14 protein-coding genes and 1 pseudogene are annotated in these 19,163 nt (G+C 61.6%); 8 read left to right on the forward strand and 7 right to left on the reverse strand.

Annotated elements, in window-relative coordinates; translation table 11 throughout:
* Positions 1–72: 72 nt before the first annotated feature.
* From HZ993_RS15260 to HZ993_RS15270, 3 genes are all read left to right on the forward strand, one after another.
* A complete protein-coding gene (locus HZ993_RS15260) occupies positions 73–1,806 on the forward strand; it encodes a PAS-domain containing protein (protein ID WP_209393591.1) in 1,734 nt (577 codons plus the stop codon).
* 248 nt (positions 1,807–2,054) lie between these two features.
* Positions 2,055–2,897: an alpha/beta hydrolase gene (locus tag HZ993_RS15265; protein ID WP_209393593.1), complete on the forward strand. Its 843-nt coding sequence runs from the start codon at positions 2,055–2,057 to the stop codon at positions 2,895–2,897.
* A gap of 18 nt (positions 2,898–2,915) precedes the next feature.
* Complete coding sequence (locus tag HZ993_RS15270; protein WP_209393594.1) at positions 2,916–4,448, forward strand: wax ester/triacylglycerol synthase family O-acyltransferase; 1,533 nt, start codon at positions 2,916–2,918, stop codon at positions 4,446–4,448.
* Between the two features lie 27 nt (positions 4,449–4,475).
* On the opposite strand, the gene HZ993_RS15275 is transcribed toward HZ993_RS15270, so the two are convergent.
* Positions 4,476–5,492, reverse strand: a complete 1,017-nt coding sequence (locus tag HZ993_RS15275) for a Bug family tripartite tricarboxylate transporter substrate binding protein (protein WP_209393595.1) — start codon at positions 5,490–5,492, stop codon at positions 4,476–4,478.
* Positions 5,493–5,592: 100 nt separating this feature from the next.
* On the opposite strand from HZ993_RS15275, the gene HZ993_RS15280 reads away from it, so the two are divergent.
* Entirely contained in the window at positions 5,593–7,053 is a 1,461-nt protein-coding gene (locus HZ993_RS15280) for a M20/M25/M40 family metallo-hydrolase (RefSeq protein WP_209393596.1), read from the forward strand.
* Positions 7,054–7,069: 16 nt separating this feature from the next.
* Positions 7,070–7,912 carry an alpha/beta hydrolase gene (locus tag HZ993_RS15285; protein WP_209393598.1) on the forward strand — a complete coding sequence of 281 codons (843 nt, stop codon included), beginning with the start codon at positions 7,070–7,072 and terminating at the stop codon, positions 7,910–7,912.
* 10 nt (positions 7,913–7,922) lie between these two features.
* Here HZ993_RS15285 and HZ993_RS15295 read toward each other — a convergent pair.
* Positions 7,923–8,911 (reverse strand): annotated as a pseudogene (locus HZ993_RS15295) (IS30 family transposase).
* A gap of 1,116 nt (positions 8,912–10,027) precedes the next feature.
* Here HZ993_RS15295 and HZ993_RS15300 point away from each other — a divergent pair.
* Positions 10,028–10,507, forward strand: coding sequence for a hypothetical protein (locus HZ993_RS15300; protein WP_209393600.1), 480 nt, complete (start codon positions 10,028–10,030; stop codon positions 10,505–10,507).
* Between the two features lie 129 nt (positions 10,508–10,636).
* Positions 10,637–11,107, forward strand: a complete 471-nt coding sequence (locus HZ993_RS15305; RefSeq protein WP_209393601.1) for a hypothetical protein — start codon at positions 10,637–10,639, stop codon at positions 11,105–11,107.
* A gap of 249 nt (positions 11,108–11,356) precedes the next feature.
* On the opposite strand, the gene HZ993_RS15310 is transcribed toward HZ993_RS15305, so the two are convergent.
* From HZ993_RS15310 to HZ993_RS15325, 4 genes are all read right to left on the reverse strand, one after another.
* Positions 11,357–12,520, reverse strand: coding sequence for an MFS transporter (locus HZ993_RS15310; RefSeq protein WP_209393602.1), 1,164 nt, complete (start codon positions 12,518–12,520; stop codon positions 11,357–11,359).
* 115 nt (positions 12,521–12,635) lie between these two features.
* Entirely contained in the window at positions 12,636–14,945 is a 2,310-nt protein-coding gene (locus HZ993_RS15315) for a saccharopine dehydrogenase NADP-binding domain-containing protein (protein WP_209393604.1), read from the reverse strand.
* A gap of 42 nt (positions 14,946–14,987) precedes the next feature.
* Positions 14,988–16,268: an iron-containing alcohol dehydrogenase gene (locus tag HZ993_RS15320; protein WP_245213649.1), complete on the reverse strand. Its 1,281-nt coding sequence runs from the start codon at positions 16,266–16,268 to the stop codon at positions 14,988–14,990.
* 100 nt (positions 16,269–16,368) lie between these two features.
* Positions 16,369–17,205: an NmrA family NAD(P)-binding protein gene (locus tag HZ993_RS15325; RefSeq protein ID WP_209393605.1), complete on the reverse strand. Its 837-nt coding sequence runs from the start codon at positions 17,203–17,205 to the stop codon at positions 16,369–16,371.
* A gap of 138 nt (positions 17,206–17,343) precedes the next feature.
* Between HZ993_RS15325 and HZ993_RS15330 the strand changes: the two genes are divergently transcribed.
* Positions 17,344–18,318: an AraC family transcriptional regulator gene (locus HZ993_RS15330; RefSeq protein WP_209393607.1), complete on the forward strand. Its 975-nt coding sequence runs from the start codon at positions 17,344–17,346 to the stop codon at positions 18,316–18,318.
* Positions 18,319–18,339: 21 nt separating this feature from the next.
* Here the strand turns inward: HZ993_RS15330 and HZ993_RS15335 are convergent, their stop codons facing one another.
* Positions 18,340–19,104 (reverse strand): 16S rRNA (uracil(1498)-N(3))-methyltransferase, encoded by a 765-nt coding sequence (locus HZ993_RS15335; protein ID WP_209393608.1) that lies wholly within the window; start codon positions 19,102–19,104, stop codon positions 18,340–18,342.
* Positions 19,105–19,163 lie beyond the last annotated feature (59 nt).

Here is a 19,163-nt window from a genome sequence, read left to right on the forward strand (position 1 = left end):
GGTATAGAAAGCGGTGCCAGCGTAGACTGGCGCTCTTTCGTCACAACAATATGTATCAGCGCAGGAGCGTGCATGGCCATTGAACTGGGTTCGGGGGACAAGCTGGTGCTGCTGGCCCAGGGGCTGGACCAGCTCGACGTGGGCCTCACCGTGTTTGACCGCGACCTGGTGCTGGTGGCTGCCAACACCCGTTTCCAGCAGCTGCTGAACTTTCCCGACGCCTTGTGCAGCCCCGGCGCCACCATGGCCGACGCCCTGCGCCATAACGCCACCCAGGGCGAATACGGTCCGGGTGATGTGGACGACCTGGTGCGCCCCCGGCTGGAGCTGGCCCGGCAATTCCTGCCCCACCGCTTTGAGCGGGTGCGCCCGGATGGCTCCATCATCGAAGTCTGTGGCCACCCACTGCCCAGCGGCGGCATGGTCACGACCTACACCGATGTCACCATTCCCCGCCAGCGGGAGCAGGCCCTGCGCGAGCTCAAGTCCGAGCTGGAGCAGCGGGTTGAGGAGCGAACCGCCGAGCTGCGCCACCGCGAGGCCGAGCTGGCCCGCAAGGCCGCGTTGCTGGAGTCGGTGATCAGCAATGTCAACCAGGGCATCAGCTACATCAATGCCGATCTGGTCATCGAGATGTGCAACGCCAAGTTTGGCGAGCTGCTGGAACTGCCCGCCGAGCTGTGCCAACCGGGTGTGCCCTTTGAAAACCTGGCCTATTTCAATGCCCGGCGTGGTGAATACGGCCCCGGCGATGTGGAGGAGTTGGCCCGGGTGCGCATAGAAATTGCCAAAAAATTTCTGCCCCACCGTTTTGAGCGCACCCGCCCGAGCGACGGCAAAACACTGGAGATCATGGGCATGCCCACGCCCGATGGCGGCATGGTGTCCACCTACCAGGACATCACCGAGCGCAAGGCCGCCGAGCAGCGTATCCAGGAACTCAACGAAACCCTGGAGGAGCGGGTGGCCGAGCGTTCTGCCCAGCTGAACGCGGCCATGCAGACCCTGCACCAGTCACAGGAGGCCCTGGCCCGCAGCGCGGCCAAGGCCACGCTCGGCACCCTGGTGGCCAGCGTGACCCATGAGCTGGCCACGCCGCTCGGCAATAGCCTCATCACCGCCAGCACCTGCACCGATCTGACACGGCGCCTGCAAGCCCAGGTTGAGGGTGGCCAACTCAAACGCTCAGACTTGACGACGTTTCTGACCGAGGTGCTGGAAGGCGGCGCCCTGATCGAGCGCAACCTGCACCGCGCTGTGGCCCTGGTACAAAACTTCAAACAGGTGGCGGCCGACCAGGCCAGCGAGCAGCGCCGCAGCTTCGGCCTGGCCGACGTGGTGAAAGAGGTGTTGGACACGCTGAGCCCCAGCCTCAAGCGCCATAGCCACCGGGTGCAGGTGGATGTGCCCGAGGGCATTGTGGTGGACAGCTACCCGGGTGCCCTGGGCCAGGTGCTCATCAACCTGATCAACAACGCCTACCTGCATGCCTTTGAGGGCCGCACCAACGGTACGGTGCGGATTGCCGCCCAGGCGCAGCATGGGATGGTGGAGCTGCTGGTGTCGGACGACGGCATTGGCATGTCGCAGGAGCTGCTGTCCCAGTTCTTCCAACCCTTTTTCAGCACCAAGATCGGCCGGGGTGGCACGGGGCTGGGCATGACCATTGTGGAAAACCTGGTCAAAAAGACCCTGGGCGGCACCTTGGCCGTGCAGTCCAGCCCGGGGCAGGGCAGCAGCTTCACGATCCGCATCCCCCTGCGGGCGCCGCAGGACGACGAAATGGTGTTTGACGCGCATATATGAGCCCCCACGCTCCACCAACGCACGGCCGTAAGGCCGTGCATGGCGTATTGCCACAACGTGAGCGCATCTGCGGCCGCAGATGCGTGAGCGGGTCGCTGCCCCCCGAGGGGGCTAAATCCGCTTGGGGCGGCCCGGCGCGGATTTGTTGTCGCCAACGGGTTTTATTAGGCTTGGCTCCTAAACAAGTTGTAACCATTTCGTCATAGACTGTGCAGAGTTGGAACATCCGCATAACAGGAGCCTTGGAAATGCACCGTCGCCGTCCCGTCGTCCGCCACGCCCATGTGGGAGCGCCCCATGTGCTGAGCTCGCTGCTGGAAGGCCGTGGTTTGCTGGAAATGGCCCTGTTGCCCGCCTCCCTGCCCCTGCTGATGGAAGCACCCCACGGTGACGGCCACCCGGTGCTGCTGGTGCCGGGTTTCATGGCCAGCGAGTCTTCGTTGATCGGCCTGAAGCTGATGCTGCAGAACAAGGGCTACGACGTGCACACCTGGGGCCTGGGCCGCAACATGGGCTTTCGCAGCAAACACGCCAACGCCCTGCCGCAAAAAATCCGCCACCTGCACTACATCACCGGCAAAAAGGTCAGCCTGGTCGGCTGGAGCCTGGGCGGTGTGTTCTCCATGTACGGCGCACAAAATTCGCTGGAGTGTGTGCGCTCCATCATCACGCTGGGCAGCCCGGTGAGTGTGGACGCCGAAGGCAGCCAGTCGCCCACGGCCGTCAAGGCCCTGTACCGGCTGGTGTCGCACCGCCTGGGTGCTGGCGCCCATGTGATGCAACCCAAGGTCAAGGTCATGCGCGAACGCCGCCGTTTGGCCATCCCTACCAGTTGCCTGTATTCGGTGTCCGACGGCGTGGTGCCCCCGCAAGAGGCCACCATTGACGGTGACCCGGCCCTGCACGAAAACATCCAGGTGCCCGGCAGCCACATCGGCCTGGGTTTCAACGGCATCGTGTTGTCCATTGTGGCGGACCGCCTGGCCCAGCCCGAGAACCAGTGGAAGCCCTTTGTGCCCCACGGCCTGCTGGAACGGGTACTCAACGCAACGGGCGCCAAACAGCCCAGCGCCGCCGCCAGCTCCCACTGAATTCTGAAAGTTTTTTGCATGCGCCAACTGAGCGAACACGACGCGGCCTACATCTACTCGGACAACGCCCACGCCAACTCCAACCTCACGCTGCTGCATATCTACGACCAGTCCACCGCACCCGGTGGTGTGGTGCGCTTCAAGCAGATCCTGGCCCATGTGGAGAGCCGGCTCGACAAACTGCCCAACTTCCGCGAAAAAATCCTGCGCGTGCCGCTGGATCTGGACTACCCGTATTGGGTAGAAGACGAAAACTTCAACATCGAATACCACGTGCGCCACATCGCACTGCCCAAGCCAGGCGACTGGCGCCAGTTCTGCATCCAGTCCTCGCGCATCCACGCCCGCCCGCTGGACCTGCAGCGCCCCTTGTGGGAGATGTATGTCATCGAGGGGCTGGACAGTTTTCTGGACCTGCCGGTGGGCAGTTTTGCCGTGCTGCTGAAGATCCACCATGCGGCCATCGATGTGACCCATGGCAACGAGATCACCAGCCTGTTGCACGACCTGTCGCCCGTGGCATCCGTGCCAGCACCTGCAGCGCCCTGGTTCCCGGAAACGCCTCCGGGCAATCTGCAGCTGTTGTGGCTAGCCGGCCTGAACATGGCAACCCTGCCGCTGCGGCTGGCCCAACCGCTGGGCAATAGCTGGACGGCGCTCAAGGCCACGGTCAAAACTTTTGCGGGAGAGTTTTTGGGCAAGCCACAAGCCTTCCCCATCACCCGTTTTAATACTGAAGTCTCGCCGCACCGCGTGTTCGAGACCCGCCGCTTTGCATTGGAAGATTTCAAGGCCATACGCGCTTTGGTGCCCGGTGCCTCGGTGAACGACGTGGTGCTGGCGGTCTGCGCGGGTGGCCTGCGCAACTATTTGTACAAGCAGGACGAGTTGCCCCAGCAAAGCCTGGTGGCCGCGGCCCCCATTGCCGTGCACAGCGATCTGGAAACCGAAACACCGGGCAACTACTCCTGGGTGCGGGTGGGCCTGGGCACCGACATTGCCGACCCAGTGCAACGCCTGGCGGTGATTCAACAAGCCAGCTCGTCGTCTGAAGTGATGGCCCAGGCGCTCAGCGCCCGCGAGTTGACGCTGCTGGCACAACAAGCGCCGTCGCTGGCCATTGTGGCCACCAGCAAGATGCTGCGCTCGGCGTCTGCCCTGCTGGGCGACTGGGCACCCTTGGCCAACTGCGCCATCACCAATGTGCCGGGCTCGCGCGAGCCCCTGTACCTGCTGGGCGCACGGCTCAGCTACCTGTCGGCCATCATGCCCATCTCGGACGGCATGGGCCTGGTGTTCTCGGTCACGGGTTATAACGACACCATCGTCGTGTCATTCACCTCTTGTTACGAGCAGTTGTCTGACCCCGAGGTATTGGCCCAGTGTTTGCGCGACAGTTTTCAGGAATACCTGGCCCTGGCGCAGAGTGCGGCACCGCGCACGCCACGCAAGGTGGTGGCCAAAAAATCACGTCCAACGGCGGTGCCTGCCCGATTGGCCAAGCCGCGCCGCCGGGCGACGGACAACAAGTCGGCTGCCGCTGCGGTCTAACGCGGGGCGAGCGACCGCGCTGGGCGCCTATTGGGCGACAAAACCTGTCGATTGGATGATGCGCGCCCAGGTCTGGCTATAGGCCCGTTCGCGGCTGGTCAGCTGCTGGGGTGTCATGTAGGCCACGCTCAATCCCATGGCGGTCAGCCGGTCATGCACCTCTGGCAGGGCCACCACCTTGGCCAGGGCTGCCGAGATCTTGTCGATGGTGGCCTGGGGCGTGCCGGTGGGCGCAAAGATGCCGTAGTAGGGCAGGTCTTCAAACCCGGCCAGACCCAGTTCGGCAAAGGTGGGGACCTCGGGCAGTATGGCCTGGCGGGCATTGCCCATCACCGCCACCACGCGTATCTTGCCGGCCTTGTGGTTCTCGATGAAATCGGGCACGGAGCCGGTGCCGGCCGCAATCTGGTTGCCCAGCATGTCACCCATCATGGGTGCGCTGCCGCGGTAGGGGGCAGACTGCAAATCCAGCTTGTACTTCTGGCCAATCATCTTGACCAGAAACTCGGGCACCGAGGCGGGTGCCGGCACACCCACCGTGCTTTTGCCCGCGCCTTGTTTTTGCACCCAGGCCACGTATTCGTCCACCGATTTGGCAGGTGTACCGCCCGACACGGCCAGCGCGTTCACAAAGGTGGCAAAACCGCCCACGGCCACGAAATCGCGTGCGGGCTCAAAGCCGGGGTTCTTGACCACCAGCGGCAGTATGGACACCGTGTGGTCGTGCGACAAAAACAGCGTGGTGCCATCCGGCGCTGCGGCCTTGAGCGCCTGGGCGGCAATCTGCCCGCCGGCGCCGGCCTTGTTTTCCACCACCACGTTGCTGCCCAGCGAGTCCTTGAGTTTGTCGGCCAACACGCGGGCAATCGCGTCAGTACCGCCGCCGGGCGGAAAGCCCACCAGCAGCTTGACCGTGCCGCTTTGGGCCTGTGCCAAGCCGCTGCCCAGCAGGCACAAGGCACTGACGGCCAGGGTGACTGCCAATCGGCGGGTGGGTTGTGCGGCTGCGGTTGAAGTGGTGCGGGGGAAGAGTGCAAAAACCATGGTGGCCTCCGGTGCTAATAGTCGGACTACTGTAGCAAGCTTTTCCCGTGGCATGATGGCGGTTTGCCGCCGAAACATGGTGGTTCAAAGGAGATATTGCATGAACGCCCGTATACCCCCCACCGTGCTGGATGCTGCCCATACCCTGAGCCAGGTCAGCGCGTTGTGGGATGCCGAAATCGTCCCCCAACTGCAGGACTACATCCGCATCCCCGCCAAATCCCCCATGTTCGACGCGGCGTGGGAGGCCAATGGTTACCTCGACACCGTGGTGCGCAACACCGCCACCTGGATCGAAGCCCAAAAGGTCAGCGGCCTGGTGCTGGAGATCATCCGCCTGCCCGGCCGCACGCCGGTGCTGTTCTTCGAAGTGCCTGCCACCAAGGTCGGCTCCACACAGACGGTGCTGATGTACGGCCACCTGGACAAACAACCCGAGTTCTCCGGTTGGCGCAACGACCTGGGCCCCTGGACCCCCAAGATCGACGATGGCAAGTTGTATGGCCGCGGTGGTGCCGACGACGGTTATGCCGCCTACGCCGCGATTGCCGCCATCCAGACCCTCAAAACCCAGAACGCGCCCCACCCCCGCATCGTCGGCCTGATCGAAAGCTGCGAAGAAAGCGGCTCCTACGATTTGCTGCCGTATATCGACGCGCTGAAGCCCCGCCTGGGCGAAGTGGGCCTGGTGGTCTGCCTCGATTCCGGTGCCGGCAATTACGACCAGCTGTGGTTGACCAGCAGCCTGCGCGGTATGGCAAGCGGCGTGCTCAAGGTCGAAATCCTGACCGAGGGTGTGCACTCGGGCGATGCCAGTGGCTTGGTGCCGTCCAGCTTTCGCATCATGCGCCAGGTGCTGGACCGTCTGGAAGACAGCGCCACCGGCCGCTTGTTGCCCGCCAGCTTCCACTGCGAAGTGCCGGCCGACCGCATCAACCAGGCCAAGGCCACGGCCGCGATCCTGGGTGACGAAATCTACAAACGCTTCCCCTGGGCGCACTACGACTGTGGCGGCTCCACCCAGTTTGCATTGCCCACCACGACCGATCCGCTGCAGGCATTGCTGAACCGCACCTGGCTGCCCACGCTGAGCGTGACCGGCGCCGATGGCTTCTCCGAAATCAAAAACGCCGGCAATGTGCTGCGCCCCTACTCCGCTTTCAAGCTCTCGCTGCGCCTGCCGCCCCTGGTGGAAGCTGCGGCGGCCGTGCAGGAGCTCAAGGCCCTGCTGGAAGACAACGCGCCCTACCAGGCCAAGGTCACGTTCGAAGGCCTGTCCAGCGCCACCGGCTGGAACGCACCCAGCACCGCGCCGTGGTTTGAGACGGCTTTGAACGCAGCCTCGCAAACCCACTTTGGCGCGCCCTGTGGCTACATCGGCCAGGGTGGCACCATTCCGCTGATGAACATGTTGTCCGAAGGCTTCCCCGCCGCGCAGATGATGGTCTGCGGCGTGTTGGGCCCCAAGAGCAACGCACATGGCCCCAACGAGTTTTTGCACATTCCCTATGCCAAGAAGCTGACCGCCGCTGTGGCCCAGGTTATCGCGCAGTTCCCCTGATTTTTTTGTAGACCGTATGACCGCTGAAACCACACTCTCCACCTTCACCGCAACAGACGGCAACAACGTCATGGTGCAAGACTGGCTTCTGGACCCCAATGTAAAACTGCGGGGTGTGGTCATCATTGTTCACGGCCTGGGCGAACATGCCGGCCGCTATGACCATGTGGCACGGCAACTCAATGCCTGGGGTTTTGCGGTGCGCGGGTATGACCAATGCGGCCACGGTGAATCCCACGGCGCGCGTGGCAGCTTGCCCACCGACACCCGCCTGCTGGACGACCTGGCCGACATTGTGGACAGCACCCGCGCCCGCACGCCCAAAGGCATACCGCTGATCCTGCTGGGCCACAGCATGGGTGGCCTGGTGGTGGGGCGTTTTGTATCGCTGGGCCTGCGCAAGGTCGATGGCCTGGTGATGTCGTCCCCCGCGCTGGACGCGGGCATGAACGCCTTTCAGAAGTTCTTGGTCTCCGTGCTACCCAAGATTGCGCCCGATCTGCGGGTGGGCAATGGTGTCAAGCCGCAGTTTGTGTCACACGACCCGGCTGTGGTTGCTGCTTACAAGGCCGACCCGCTGGTGCACGACCGCATTTCGGCGCGGCTTGCGCGATTCATCGCCGAGGCCGGCCCCCAGACCCTGGCGCTTGCGCCGCAGTGGAAGGTGCCAACCCTATTGATGTACGCCGGTGACGACCGCCTGCTGAATGCCGATGGCAGCCGCGAATTTGCCAAGCTGGCCCCCAAGGATGTGGTCACCACGCAGTGTTTTGATGCGCTGTACCACGAGATCTTCAACGAGCTGGACGCCAAGCCGGTGTTTGATGCATTGAAGCAGTGGTTGGATAAACGGTTCTAAGCCGGCGGATTCAAGTACAAAGCGCAACGGAATGCAGTGTAAGAGGTCTGACGGGTAGGTTGTAGAAGACCTCATGCGGTGTGCGATAGCCCAGGCACTTACGAGGCCGATGATTGAGTAAGTACACAGCTTCATCGACCTGAGCCTGTGTCACCTTGAGCAAACTGCACCCCTTTGGAAAGAACTGTCGCAGCAGCCCGTTGGTGTTCTCATTGAGCCCACGCTGCCATGAGCAGTAGGGCTTGGCAAAGTACACCTTCGCCCTCAAACAACTTGCAATGAATTCGTGCTCAGCGAACTCCTTGCCGTTGTCAAGGTCAGTGTCTTGCAGGCATGTCTGTGGGGGCGCAGCAAATCGACAATGGCCTGCGTCACCCCCGCACTGTGCTTGGAGCGTAGTGGATGCGCCAAGGTATAGCGGGACTTGCGTTCCACCAGTGTCACCAACACGCCTTTGCGCCCCCCGCCGATCACCGTATCGCCCTCCCAGTCGCCTATGCGCTTCTTGCTATCCACCACTGCGGGGCGATGTTCAATTCCGACCCGGTTCTTGAGTACCCCACGGCGCTCTCGACCACTGGCATAGCGCTTTCTACGAAGTTTTTGACAGCGCAAGTACCCGACTAAATCACCGCCCTGGGCTTTGTTGGCATAGGCGTATTGGTAGATGGCTTCGGTGCTAATCGACAAACGATCCTCTAAAGCCAGGCGGTCACTGACTTGCTGGGGAGACAAGCTCAGGCGCAGATACAACTCCACGAGTTGCCACTGCTCTGGATCGAACTGGCGGGCATTGCGACGCTGTGTCTGTCTCTGAGTCGCTTTGTCTTGGGCCAGTGCAGGTTGGTAGCCCCGGGCACTGGCATTGCGCCTGAGCTCGCGGCTGATCGTCGAGCTGCTACGTCCAAGCTCTGCTGCAATTTGCGACAGATGAATGCCTTGGCGCGTGAGGTTGTGAATTTGGTATCGTTCTTCTTGGGTCAAGTGTGTATAGGTCATGGTGCAACGTTTGGGACTGGCCGGTCACAAAAGTGCATCCTATTCACTCTTGGCCCAACCCGTTTCTAAAACGTTGCACTTCGTACTTGAATCCGCCGCCGAATTGGCCTCTAGCCCCCATGGAATCTAGATAGTTTGCTATTGTTTTTGATTGGCACGCCGCTGTGTTGGTGGCAGAGTGTGGGGCAGTGGCCGCCGCCTCATAGTGTCAAATGCCCACAAATCGGCGGCGTCCACTGCCCCACACTCTGCGAAAGTGATGGGTTGGATAGTGGGGGGATTCAGACCGAGTTGGGGCGAGAGCAGTCATTGATAATGACCACCTGATCAAGGAGGTAAAAAAACAATGAAACAAGCAGCGTCAACTTCTCTGAAGTGGGTCTACTCAATTGTCGTACTGACAACTGTTGTCCCCGTTGGACTTGCAAGTTCGGGATGGGTTGCAATGGCAACAGGCGGTGGAGCGTTAGCCAGTCTCCCACTGATTGGTCCAATACTGTTCCTATTGCTTGGGTTGTATCGAACCTATCTCGTTGCGAGGGTGCCGGGTACGCTTGCTTCGTATCCGTCCGCGGGCTTCGCTGGCATCTTGCGCAGGCTGGGCGTTTTCGCCATGTATATTGGCGCTGTGATAGCTGTACTGAACTTAGCTGCAGGCCCTCTCATGAGACTTCTAATGACGACTCGGACCGAGTCGGGAGCGGAATTCTTTGTTGTTGGTGTCTACCTTTCCATTCTTGGTGGAATAGGCGTTCTCGGTTTGCTCTTATTCGAGCTGAGTCGCATAGTAGGTTTTGAAGGGCACGAAGAAGCGCATAGCCTGAACTAACCGTCCTTGCCAACCCTCGCTCCCGAGGATTACAGCCGCCAGATTGGGGCGGAAGCAGTCATACAAGTTGTACCTCCTTTTTGATCTTTGGCGAGTTCAACGCCTTGAACCTGTTGAAGGCTATCGCCGCATTTGTCGAGGTTTTTATGCTGTATGGATCTGCGTTGAACCCGCGCAAAGCAAGACAACAAGCTTTTCCTCGGAATCTTTGAGTTCCAGTTTATGAAACACGGCCCAATTTATAGAGCAAGTTCTGCTCTGGCAATTGCGTTTAGATTGCAGAGTCTATGTCTGAAGTACCGTCGCTGAAATTTCATGCCGGCCTTGTTTTGTGCATTGCCGCACTCGCCGCGCTCCCTGCTCTTTGGTCGTTGGGATCGGCGATACATTCGGCCGCAACAACGGGTCAGGTTTTAGTCATGAGCATTGGCCGCTTTGAAACCAACCAGTTGATGGTTCCTTGGAGGGAGGGCTGGGCGCGCTTTGTTGGGCCGGTTCTAGTTGTCGCGGCGCTTTTTCTATCCAGCGCAAGTGCTCGGTCGGATCGGCGGTGGTGGTGGACTGCTGCTGCGCTTGCATTGGCGGGTTTGGCTATGCTGGCGTTCTCTTGGTGGTTCATATCACTAGGCGGCGCAGCTGCTTTTGTGGCGGGTAACGCGTTCATCGCTTTATGCTTTTATGTCGATCACTATTACGGAAGGTGGAAGGCGTTTGTGTTGATGTTGGTGGCCGTTTTGACCCTTGTCTATTTGTTCGCCCCCCGATGAAGCTACATCGACGCGCAACTCTCCCAATGCAATCACACACTTCGTCTGGCACGGAACCGCAAAAGCATAGGGCGGCTTCGCCGCAGTTGTTGCAGCCCAATTGCCTTCGATGTTATGGGGCAGGCTAGCATGTCCACATTCCGCGTCGCAGCAATTCTTATCAGCCTGGGCATCCTTGCGTTGGCGGGCTACAAGCTTTGGACGGCTACGGAGCATGCCATGGCAACCGGGACGGTGCTTCTTGGGGAAACCACGAGATCCCCGGCCTTTAGAGGCGCGGTGTGGCCGTATAGAGTAGCCGATGCTTGGGCATATTTCACCGGCTGGCTCTTTCTGGGGTTCGGTGGCGGCGCACTTGCCTTTTCTTCCAGCAAACGCTTGTGGCCACTGCTGCTCACATTCGCCATGTTTCTGTGTAGCTTCATACTCATTGCGGCTGCCCCGATGCTCGGGACCGCGAGAGGGGTTGCGCTTTTTCTGGGCGTCATTGCAACGGGCATTGTGGGCGCCGTTCTATTTGCGTATTGGAGTTCTTGGCGCCAACAACACTATCACGTCAAGCAAGTGGAGCGCAGCGGCGAGGGTGAAGATGCCGCATAGTTTCACGTTACGACTGCTTTGTGTCTATTGCCGTAGTCGCGGTCCTAAAGAGTTCTGCTCTGTCACCCCAACCAACGGCTTTTCTTGAGGACTGCGAGCAGCTTTGGCGACGAGCACTGTATCGGCATTGACGGACGCTCGTGCTACCTGCCGCACGACCATTTCCGCCACGGGTTTGCGGCTGACAACTGGTTGGGGGTGAAGAAAGTTGAACATATGCTCCGGCAGTTGTGGGCAATGGCACTCCCTTCAAGAGGTTTGAAGTTTGCCTGCAAGCCAAACCAACGCCACTGCAGTCAATACCACCGGCACCAGCGACCCCCAGTTCAACAGCGCCCAGCCTTGTGTGGTCACCAAGACGCCAGACGCAAACGACGAAATAGCCAACACCGCAAACACGCAGAAATTGATGGCCGCCTGGGCGCGGTCTTTTTCTTCGGGTTGGTAGGCACCCAATGCCAGCGTGGTGCTGCCGGTGAAAATGAAGTTCCAGCCCACACCCAGCAAAAACAGGGCGATGGTGAACTGGTGCAGTTCTACTCCGGACAGTGCGATGGCAATACACGCCAGGTTCAGCACCACACCCACACCCATGACGGGCAGGGTGCCAAAACGCTTGATCCAGCCGCCGGTAAAAAAGCCGGGTGCAAACATGCCAATGACATGCCACTCCAGCACAAAGGCCGCGTCGTCAAACGACAGGCCGCATTGCTGCATGGCCAGCGGCGTAGCGGCCATCAGCAGGTTCATGACGCCATAACCCAAAGCGGCACTGGCGCAGGCAACAATAAACACCGGCTGGCGCATGATGACCGAAAGGGGCCGCCCGCCGCTCTGCCCGCTGGCTGCGGCCACATGTGTGGGAAAACGTATGAAAGCCATCAGCAACATGGCCAGCAACGCTACGCCAGCCAGCACCACATAGGCGCCCGCAAAGGGTACGTCCAGCAGCGTGCGGCTGCGTGCCGCCAGGTTGGGGCCGGCAATGGCGCCGATGAGCCCGCCGGCCAGCACCATCGAAACGGCTCTTTCGCGTTGGGGTGCGGGCACCAGCTCCGCCGCTGCAAAGCGGTACAGCTGGCCGTTGGCGCTGTAGTAGCCAGCGACCACGGTGGCGGCTACCAGGGCCCAGAAGTTTTTGTCCAGCACAGCCCATGCGGACAGGCAGGCCGACGCACATGCCACGGCCAGGCCCAGCTGGAACGAGATGCGCCGGCCGTACCGGGACTGTGTACGGGCCACCAGCGGTGTGCTGAGCGCACCGCCCACCACGTAGGCCATCACGGGCAAGGTGGCCATCCATCCAAACGGTGCCAGGCTGAAGCCCACTAGCCCGTTGATGGCAATAAAGGCGACGTTGTTGGTGAGGAAGAGCCCCTGGCACAGTGCCAGCAGCCAGAGGTTGCGGTTCATGTGCCCAGTGTACGTGGCACTTGGGTGTGGCAACGCCTGTGGCAACCCCTAGCAAAAGAACGGCCGGCACAGGCGCTGTTACGGGTGCCCGTCTGCAGACGGCACCGCTGTAGCCTCAGGCTGTGGCAACCGCCTTGCGTGGTGCTGCCTTTTTGGCCACGGCTTTCTTGGCAGCGACGGGAGCCGCTACCGCCTTCTTGGCCGGGGCTTTTTTGGCTACCGGTTTGGCAGCGGTTTTGGTGGCGGTGGTCTTTTTGGCGGGCGTTGCATCAACTTTTTTGACAGCTGGTTTAACCGGCGCTTTGGTCGCTGCTTTGGCGGGCGCCTTTGCGGGTGTTTTGGTACCTGCTGCTTTTTCCGCTACCGGTTTGACCGCCTTGGCGGCACCGCCATCCTTCCAGGTCAGCCGTGCTTTCTTGGCCAGGGTTACCACCTTGGCAATGGCTTCGTCCGAGAACACGCCGTTGACGCCGGAAATGGCGGCCAGTTTCATGCCGTGCTTGAGGCCCAGCTTGTAGATTTCCTTGACCTTTTCCCACTCGGTGTCGCGGCCTACGGTGAAAACTTCAAAGCGACCTTCCAGCGCCAGCACAATGGTTTCGGCCAGGCAGGCGTAGACCACATTCGGTGGCAGGCCGATGCTCTTCAGGCCCTTGACCTTGGTGGGCAGGTCGATCTCACCGGACTCGATGACCAGCACGTCGGGGCGTTTGGCCACATCGGATGCGGGCAGGTCCAGCGGACGCGCCACGTCGGTGATCACGCAACCGGGCTTGACACGCATGATGTCCAGGATCTCCTTGCCAGCGCCGGAGGTGGACGTGACGATCATGTCCATGTCGGCCAGCAGGTCGTTGTAGTCAATCGTGGTGAAGACCTTGGCGTCCGGCGTTTCCTTCAGGATGGATGCCTTCAGTTCGTCCAGCTTGCTCAGTGTGCGGCCGGCCAGGTAGACCTCGTCAAACGACATGGCCAACAGGCGTGCGCTGACCGAGCCGATGGAGCCCGAAGCGCCAATCACCATGGTCTTGGCCGCAACCTTTTTGTTGTGGGTGTTGACCTTCAGCAGGCCCATGCGGCGCATGGCGTCGGCTGCGGCCCACAGCGCGCCCGATGCCGAGTAGCTGTTGCCGGTGGTGATGGGCAGGGTGGAGCGGCGTGCCACGGTGACACCGGCGTCACCCACCACCTTGGTGAATGCGCCCAGGCCCATGATCTGTGCGCCCATCTTTTCCGCCATCTTGGAGGCCTGCAGCAGGCGGCGGTAGGTGAACTCGGGGCTGCGCGACAGCATTTCCTTGGGCGTGCCGCCCACGCTGATCAGCCAGCCTTCGGCCTCGGCGCCGTTGGGCGAGATGATGTTGCACATCTTGCAATACACCATGGGCGGCATGTGTGCGGCAAAGGTCTCGACCTTGTCCATCACAAACTTGGGTGTGGACTTGGGGATGGGGAAAGCGTTGCGGATGTAGTTCTGGCTCAGCGGGTGGATCACAAACGCAAAGCGGCGGATGTTGCGGAACTTGCCCGTGGGGTGCAGCAGGCGGGGCTTGATGTCCAGCTCGTTCAGGATTTCGTCGAAGTCGTCGTCCGACACTTCTTCTTGCGGCTTTTCCAGCTTGGCCAGGATCATGGCCTCGATGGTGTTGATACCCACCACTTCGGGGAAGAGTTTGGGCGACACGTCGATCACCAGATTGACCTTGCACTTGGTGAAGAAGGCCAGGCGTTCGTCGTCCACCGCCGAGGTGATGATGGTCTTGCCTTCCAGGTTGGTCGCATTGCTGACGGCCTTGAGTTCGGCAAAGGTGCCCACGATGACGTGGGATTTGGCCACCACATCGGCCACCATGCGGTTTTTGAAGCCGGCCATGGCCGCTTCCAGAATCTGGCCCGACTTTCCCTGCAGCATGTATTTGCTGCCCTTGGCGTATAGCTCCAGCTGGTCCAGCGAACCGAGCATGGTGGGCGCACCGGTCTGGAACAGGGCGTCGGCAAAACTCAGGTTCTTGGTGTAGTCGGACATGGCCACGGCCATGTCGTAATTGCGCATGCCCGATAGGAACAGCACCAGGTTGTTGTTGAAGTAGTGGCCCAGTTCCTTCTGCACGTAACGCACGGCGCGCACCTGCAGCAGACGGCGCAGCGTGGCGCCAGTGGTCACCGGCACACGGGTCACCACGTTGAGCAGGCGTTGGGTTTCCTTGTTGATGACGGTGCGCAGGCCCACCTGGTAGTGGTCGGGGATTTCACCCAGGCCAATGGCGTCGGCCGTGGCCTGCTGGCGGCGCATCAGCTCCCAGGCCTTGCCCGTGTCCTGGTCCGCACCCATGCGGCGCACCGAAAAGGATTGGCCCAAAAACTGGGTCTTGAATTCGAAATCCTGCTTGGACGAACCCAATGTCACCGTTACTACTTTTTTCATCAACTGCTCCTCGTATTCTTTACAACCAGACCGACATCATCATCACTTGGTGGCCGCAGCCTTCTTGCTCTTTTTAGCGGGTGCAGCGGCGGCAGCCTTGGGGGGCAACGCCTTGCGGATCAGATCTTCACACACTTCTTGCGACATGTAACGCGGCACTGGGTAGCCGGTGTGGGCTTCCCAGCAAGCGGCCTTGGCCAGTGCGGGAATGTCGGACTCTTTGAGTGCCGCCAGGAAGGTGGGGATGCCCAGGTCGCGGTTGAGCTGGTCCACGGCGTCCAGGAATTTTTGCGCCAAGGTGTCGTTGTCTTCGTCCTCGGTGCCGATCTTGGCAGCCACGGCCAGCAAGGCCAGGCGGTCGACGATGGCGGGGTGTGAATACTTCAGCACCAGCGGCAGCATGATGGCGTTGGCCAGGCCGTGGGGCGTGTGGTATAGGCCGCCAAACTGGTGGGCGATGGCGTGGACATAACCCACGTTGGCGCGAGTGAAGGCAAAGCCGGCGTAGGTAGAGGCCAGCGACATCTTCTCGCGGGCTTCCAGGTTTTTGCCATCGGTATAGGCCGTACGCAGGTTTTCAAAAATCAGGCCGACTGCCGACAAGGCCATGCCATCGGAGTACGGCGTGGTCCAGTTGCCTACAAAGGCTTCAATGGCGTGGGTCAGCGCGTCGATGCCCGTAGCCGCGGTGATGTGGGGCGGCAGGCCGGTCATCAGCGACGGGTCCAGCGCGGCCATCTTGGGCACCATGCGGGGGTCTACGATGACCAGTTTCTTGTGGTTGACGGGGTCGGAGATCACGGCCGCCACCGTCACTTCAGAGCCGGTGCCTGCCGTGGTGGGCACGGCGTAGATCTTGACCGGGGAGCGTAGGCCCTTGAGGTAACCGGCCAGCTGGTTCAGCGGCTTGGGGTTGTTGGCGGCTACGGCAATGGCCTTGGAGGCGTCCATGCTGGAGCCACCACCAAAAGCGACGATGGCGTCGCAGCCCTGGTCCTTGTAGAAGTCGATACCCTTTTGCACCAGCGGGATGGGCGCGTCGGGTGTGATCTCGTCAAACACCACAAACTGCGCACCACCGGCGGTCAGCGCATCGGTCAGGCCGTTGAGCAGGCCCAGCTTCGAGATGATGCTGTCGGTGACGATGAGGATCTTGCGGTGGCCAAACCCGGCGATGGCCTGGCCCAGGCGACCGCTGGAGCCGGGGCCGACCAGCAGGGTTGGTTGGGGGATGGGGATGAAGCGGGTCAGCAGGCCTGCCCCCTTCATCAGAGCGCCCAGACCTGTGGAGCGAACGGTGTTGCGCATCGATTCGGTAATCAAGAAATGTCTCCTGCAAATGGGCCAAAGGCGTCACTGTAGTATGCCCATGCAAGCAAGAGTTGGGGCGCCAACCTAGACGCGTACAAACCCTGATGGCCTGTCAGGCGGCGAGCGGAACCGCGTGCCAGATACCCGTGGCTGCGGTTGCCTTGCAATAGTCCGCAAAGTCGCGCGGCGCGCGGCCCAGTGCCTCTTGTACGCCATGGGCCAGGCAGGCGTTGCGTCCATCGAACACCTCTTCACACAGGTCGGTGAAGATGTTCGCCAGGTCCGGGCCGACCGCAGGCGTCATCCCGGCACGGAAGGCGTCCAGGCTTATCGGCTCGTAGTGCACGGTTCGCCCGATGGCGGCCGACAGCTCTGCGGCGGCCTGCGCAAAGCTCAGCAGACGGGGGCCCGTCAACTCGTACACACGGCCCTGGTGGCGCGCATCGGTCAACGCGGCCACCGCCACATCCGCAATGTCGTCCACGTCCAGAAACGGCTCCTGCACGTTGCCCGCTGGCAGCGCAACCACGCCCTCCAGTACGGGGTGCAGCAAATGGCCTTCGCTGAAGTTTTGTGCGAACCAACTGGCGCGCAAGATCGTCCAGGCCAGGCCGCTGGCCTGCACCTTGGCTTCGCAGCGCTGGGCGTGGACTTCATTACGGCCCGACAACAGCACCACATGTTGCACACCGGCACGTATAGCAGCCTGCGCCAGCGCCTCCACCTTCTCGGGCGCACCGGGGAAGGCCAGTTCGGGTGCGTAACAAATATAGGCACGGTGTACGCCTTGCAGTGCTGCGGCCCAGGTGGCGGGTTGGTCCCAGTCAAACGGGATGGAGGATTGGCGTGCGCCCTCGCGCACGGTGTGGCCCAGGGCCCGCAGTTTTTGGGCGATGCGGCGCCCGGTTTTGCCGGTGGAGCCAATCACCAGGATGGGTGTGTTGTGCATGGAAGTCTTTCAAAGAGGTTGTTGTGAACATCCAGTTTATGGAGCTGTTTCGAGACAACCAATGCCTAAAGATCCACCGTTTATTGCTGTTCGTCCAGTTCGGTGGATAAACAGTACAAATGGCGCAGAATGCCCACTATGACAAACCTTCCCGTCAACACGCCCGACCTGCTGGGCGAAGCCCTGCACCTGATGCGGCTCAACGGCACGCTGTACTGCCGGTCCGAACTCAGCGCGCCCTGGGCGATCGACATGCCGCCGATTGAGGGCTGCATGATGTTCCACATCATCACCGCTGGCCATGCCTGGCTGGAGGTAGCGGGTGGCGAACCCCGTCTGCAGCAGCCCGGCAGCCTCACCCTCATTCCCCACGGCGCGGGACACCGCATCCGCAGTGACACACAGACACCCGCCGTGGGGCTGTTCGACATACCCGTGGAGCAGGTGAGTGAGCGGTATGAGGTGTTGCGCTACGGCGGCGGGGGCGAAGTCACCCACGCCATGTGTGGCGCGGTGCGTTTCGACCATGTGGCAGCACAGCGCCTGATTGCCCACCTGCCCAGCGTCCTGCAGGTCGACACCTGGAGTGAAGACGATGCCAGCTGGCTGAACAGCACGCTGCGCTTCATTGCTAAGGAAGCGGGGGCATCCCGCCCCGGGGGCGAAACCGTGATCACCCGCCTGGCGGACATTCTGGTCATACAGGCCCTGCGGGTGTGGCTGGACACCGCGCCCGAGGCCCAGATGGGCTGGCTGGCCGCTCTGCGCGACCCACACATTGGCAAGGCCCTGTCGCTGATGCACCGTGCGCCCGAACAGGCCTGGACGGTAGATGCCCTGGCAGACCAGGTCGCGATGTCGCGCTCGGCCTTCTCGGCACGGTTCACCAGCCTGGTGGGTGAGCCCGCCATGCAGTACCTGACCCAGTGGCGCATGCACCTGGCGCGTGCGCATCTGCAGCAGAGCCCGGAGCCTTTGGGTCGGGTGGCAGAGCGTTTTGGTTACCAGTCTGAGCCGGCTTTTGGCCGGGCGTTCAAGCGGGTGTTTGGCGTTTCTCCTGGCAGTGCGCGCCAGCCCGCTGAACCCAGGCCTGTTTTTGCTGCACGCGCCTAGGATGGCGTCCGCGGCATGCGGTTACACCAGCAAACGGGCCAGCGCCGTCAGCGCGGCCGTTTCGGCGCGCAAGACACGCGGGCCCAGGCTCACGGGTGCAAAACCACGGGCCATGGCCGCAGCCTCTTCCGCGGCACCCAGTCCGCCTTCTGGTCCGGAGAGAAAGGTCGTGTGTCGCGCCCCGCCATGGGCGGCCAAGGTGTGCAAGGGGCTAGACCCGGCCGCCAGCGACAACAAACAGCGCACATCCGCACCCGGCACCGGCAGGGATTGCAGCCACGCGGTCAAGGTCTTGACGCCATGCACCAGCGGCACCCGGTTGCCACCACATTGTTCACACGATGCAACCGCCACACTCTGCCAGTGCGCAATCTTCTTGTCGGCCCGTTCGCCGGACAGGCGCAACACACTGCGTTCCGTCATCAGCGGCTGGATGCTGGCCACGCCCAGTTCGGTCGCCTTTTCCACCAGCCAGTCCATGCGGTCATTGGCCGGCATACCGACGGCCAGGTGCACGGTGGCGGCAGACTCGCGTTCGATGGCACTGTGTGCACCCACGCGCACCTGCACGTCGCTGCGGCCCATGTGGGTGATGGTGGCTTCAAACTCGCCGCCCAGGCTGTGGCCCGGAGTGCCCGCATCGCATGCCATACCGTAGCGGCCGTTGAACAGTGTGATGCTGTCGCCCGGCTGCAGGCGCAGCACCTGCACATGCCGCGCAGCGCCCGCGGGCAGCTCCAGCAGTGCTTCACTCGCCAGGGGCACGGGACAGTAGAAACGGGGCATAGGGATAGTTGCTATTAAATATATAGCTAAATAGTGAGAAAATACGGGGGCTAGAGGCC

This window comes from Rhodoferax sp. AJA081-3 (genome assembly GCF_017798165.1).
In the GTDB taxonomy this organism is placed as follows: Bacteria; Pseudomonadota; Gammaproteobacteria; order Burkholderiales; family Burkholderiaceae_C; genus Allorhodoferax.

What these genes read in the sequence shown, in the direction of transcription:
- HZ993_RS15325 (WP_209393605.1), bottom strand. Translation starts at nt 17,205, where the DNA reads ATGCACAACACACCCATCCTGGTGATTGGCTCCACCGGCAAAACCGGG.
- HZ993_RS15315 (WP_209393604.1), bottom strand. Translation starts at nt 14,945, where the DNA reads ATGAAAAAAGTAGTAACGGTGACATTGGGTTCGTCCAAGCAGGATTTC.
- HZ993_RS15280 (WP_209393596.1), top strand. Translation starts at nt 5,593, where the DNA reads ATGAACGCCCGTATACCCCCCACCGTGCTGGATGCTGCCCATACCCTG.
- HZ993_RS15285 (WP_209393598.1), top strand. Translation starts at nt 7,070, where the DNA reads ATGACCGCTGAAACCACACTCTCCACCTTCACCGCAACAGACGGCAAC.
- HZ993_RS15275 (WP_209393595.1), bottom strand. Translation starts at nt 5,492, where the DNA reads ATGGTTTTTGCACTCTTCCCCCGCACCACTTCAACCGCAGCCGCACAA.
- HZ993_RS15330 (WP_209393607.1), top strand. Translation starts at nt 17,344, where the DNA reads ATGACAAACCTTCCCGTCAACACGCCCGACCTGCTGGGCGAAGCCCTG.
- HZ993_RS15300 (WP_209393600.1), top strand. Translation starts at nt 10,028, where the DNA reads ATGTCTGAAGTACCGTCGCTGAAATTTCATGCCGGCCTTGTTTTGTGC.
- HZ993_RS15265 (WP_209393593.1), top strand. Translation starts at nt 2,055, where the DNA reads ATGCACCGTCGCCGTCCCGTCGTCCGCCACGCCCATGTGGGAGCGCCC.
- HZ993_RS15260 (WP_209393591.1), top strand. Translation starts at nt 73, where the DNA reads ATGGCCATTGAACTGGGTTCGGGGGACAAGCTGGTGCTGCTGGCCCAG.
- HZ993_RS15335 (WP_209393608.1), bottom strand. Translation starts at nt 19,104, where the DNA reads ATGCCCCGTTTCTACTGTCCCGTGCCCCTGGCGAGTGAAGCACTGCTG.
- HZ993_RS15270 (WP_209393594.1), top strand. Translation starts at nt 2,916, where the DNA reads ATGCGCCAACTGAGCGAACACGACGCGGCCTACATCTACTCGGACAAC.
- HZ993_RS15305 (WP_209393601.1), top strand. Translation starts at nt 10,637, where the DNA reads ATGTCCACATTCCGCGTCGCAGCAATTCTTATCAGCCTGGGCATCCTT.
- HZ993_RS15310 (WP_209393602.1), bottom strand. Translation starts at nt 12,520, where the DNA reads ATGAACCGCAACCTCTGGCTGCTGGCACTGTGCCAGGGGCTCTTCCTC.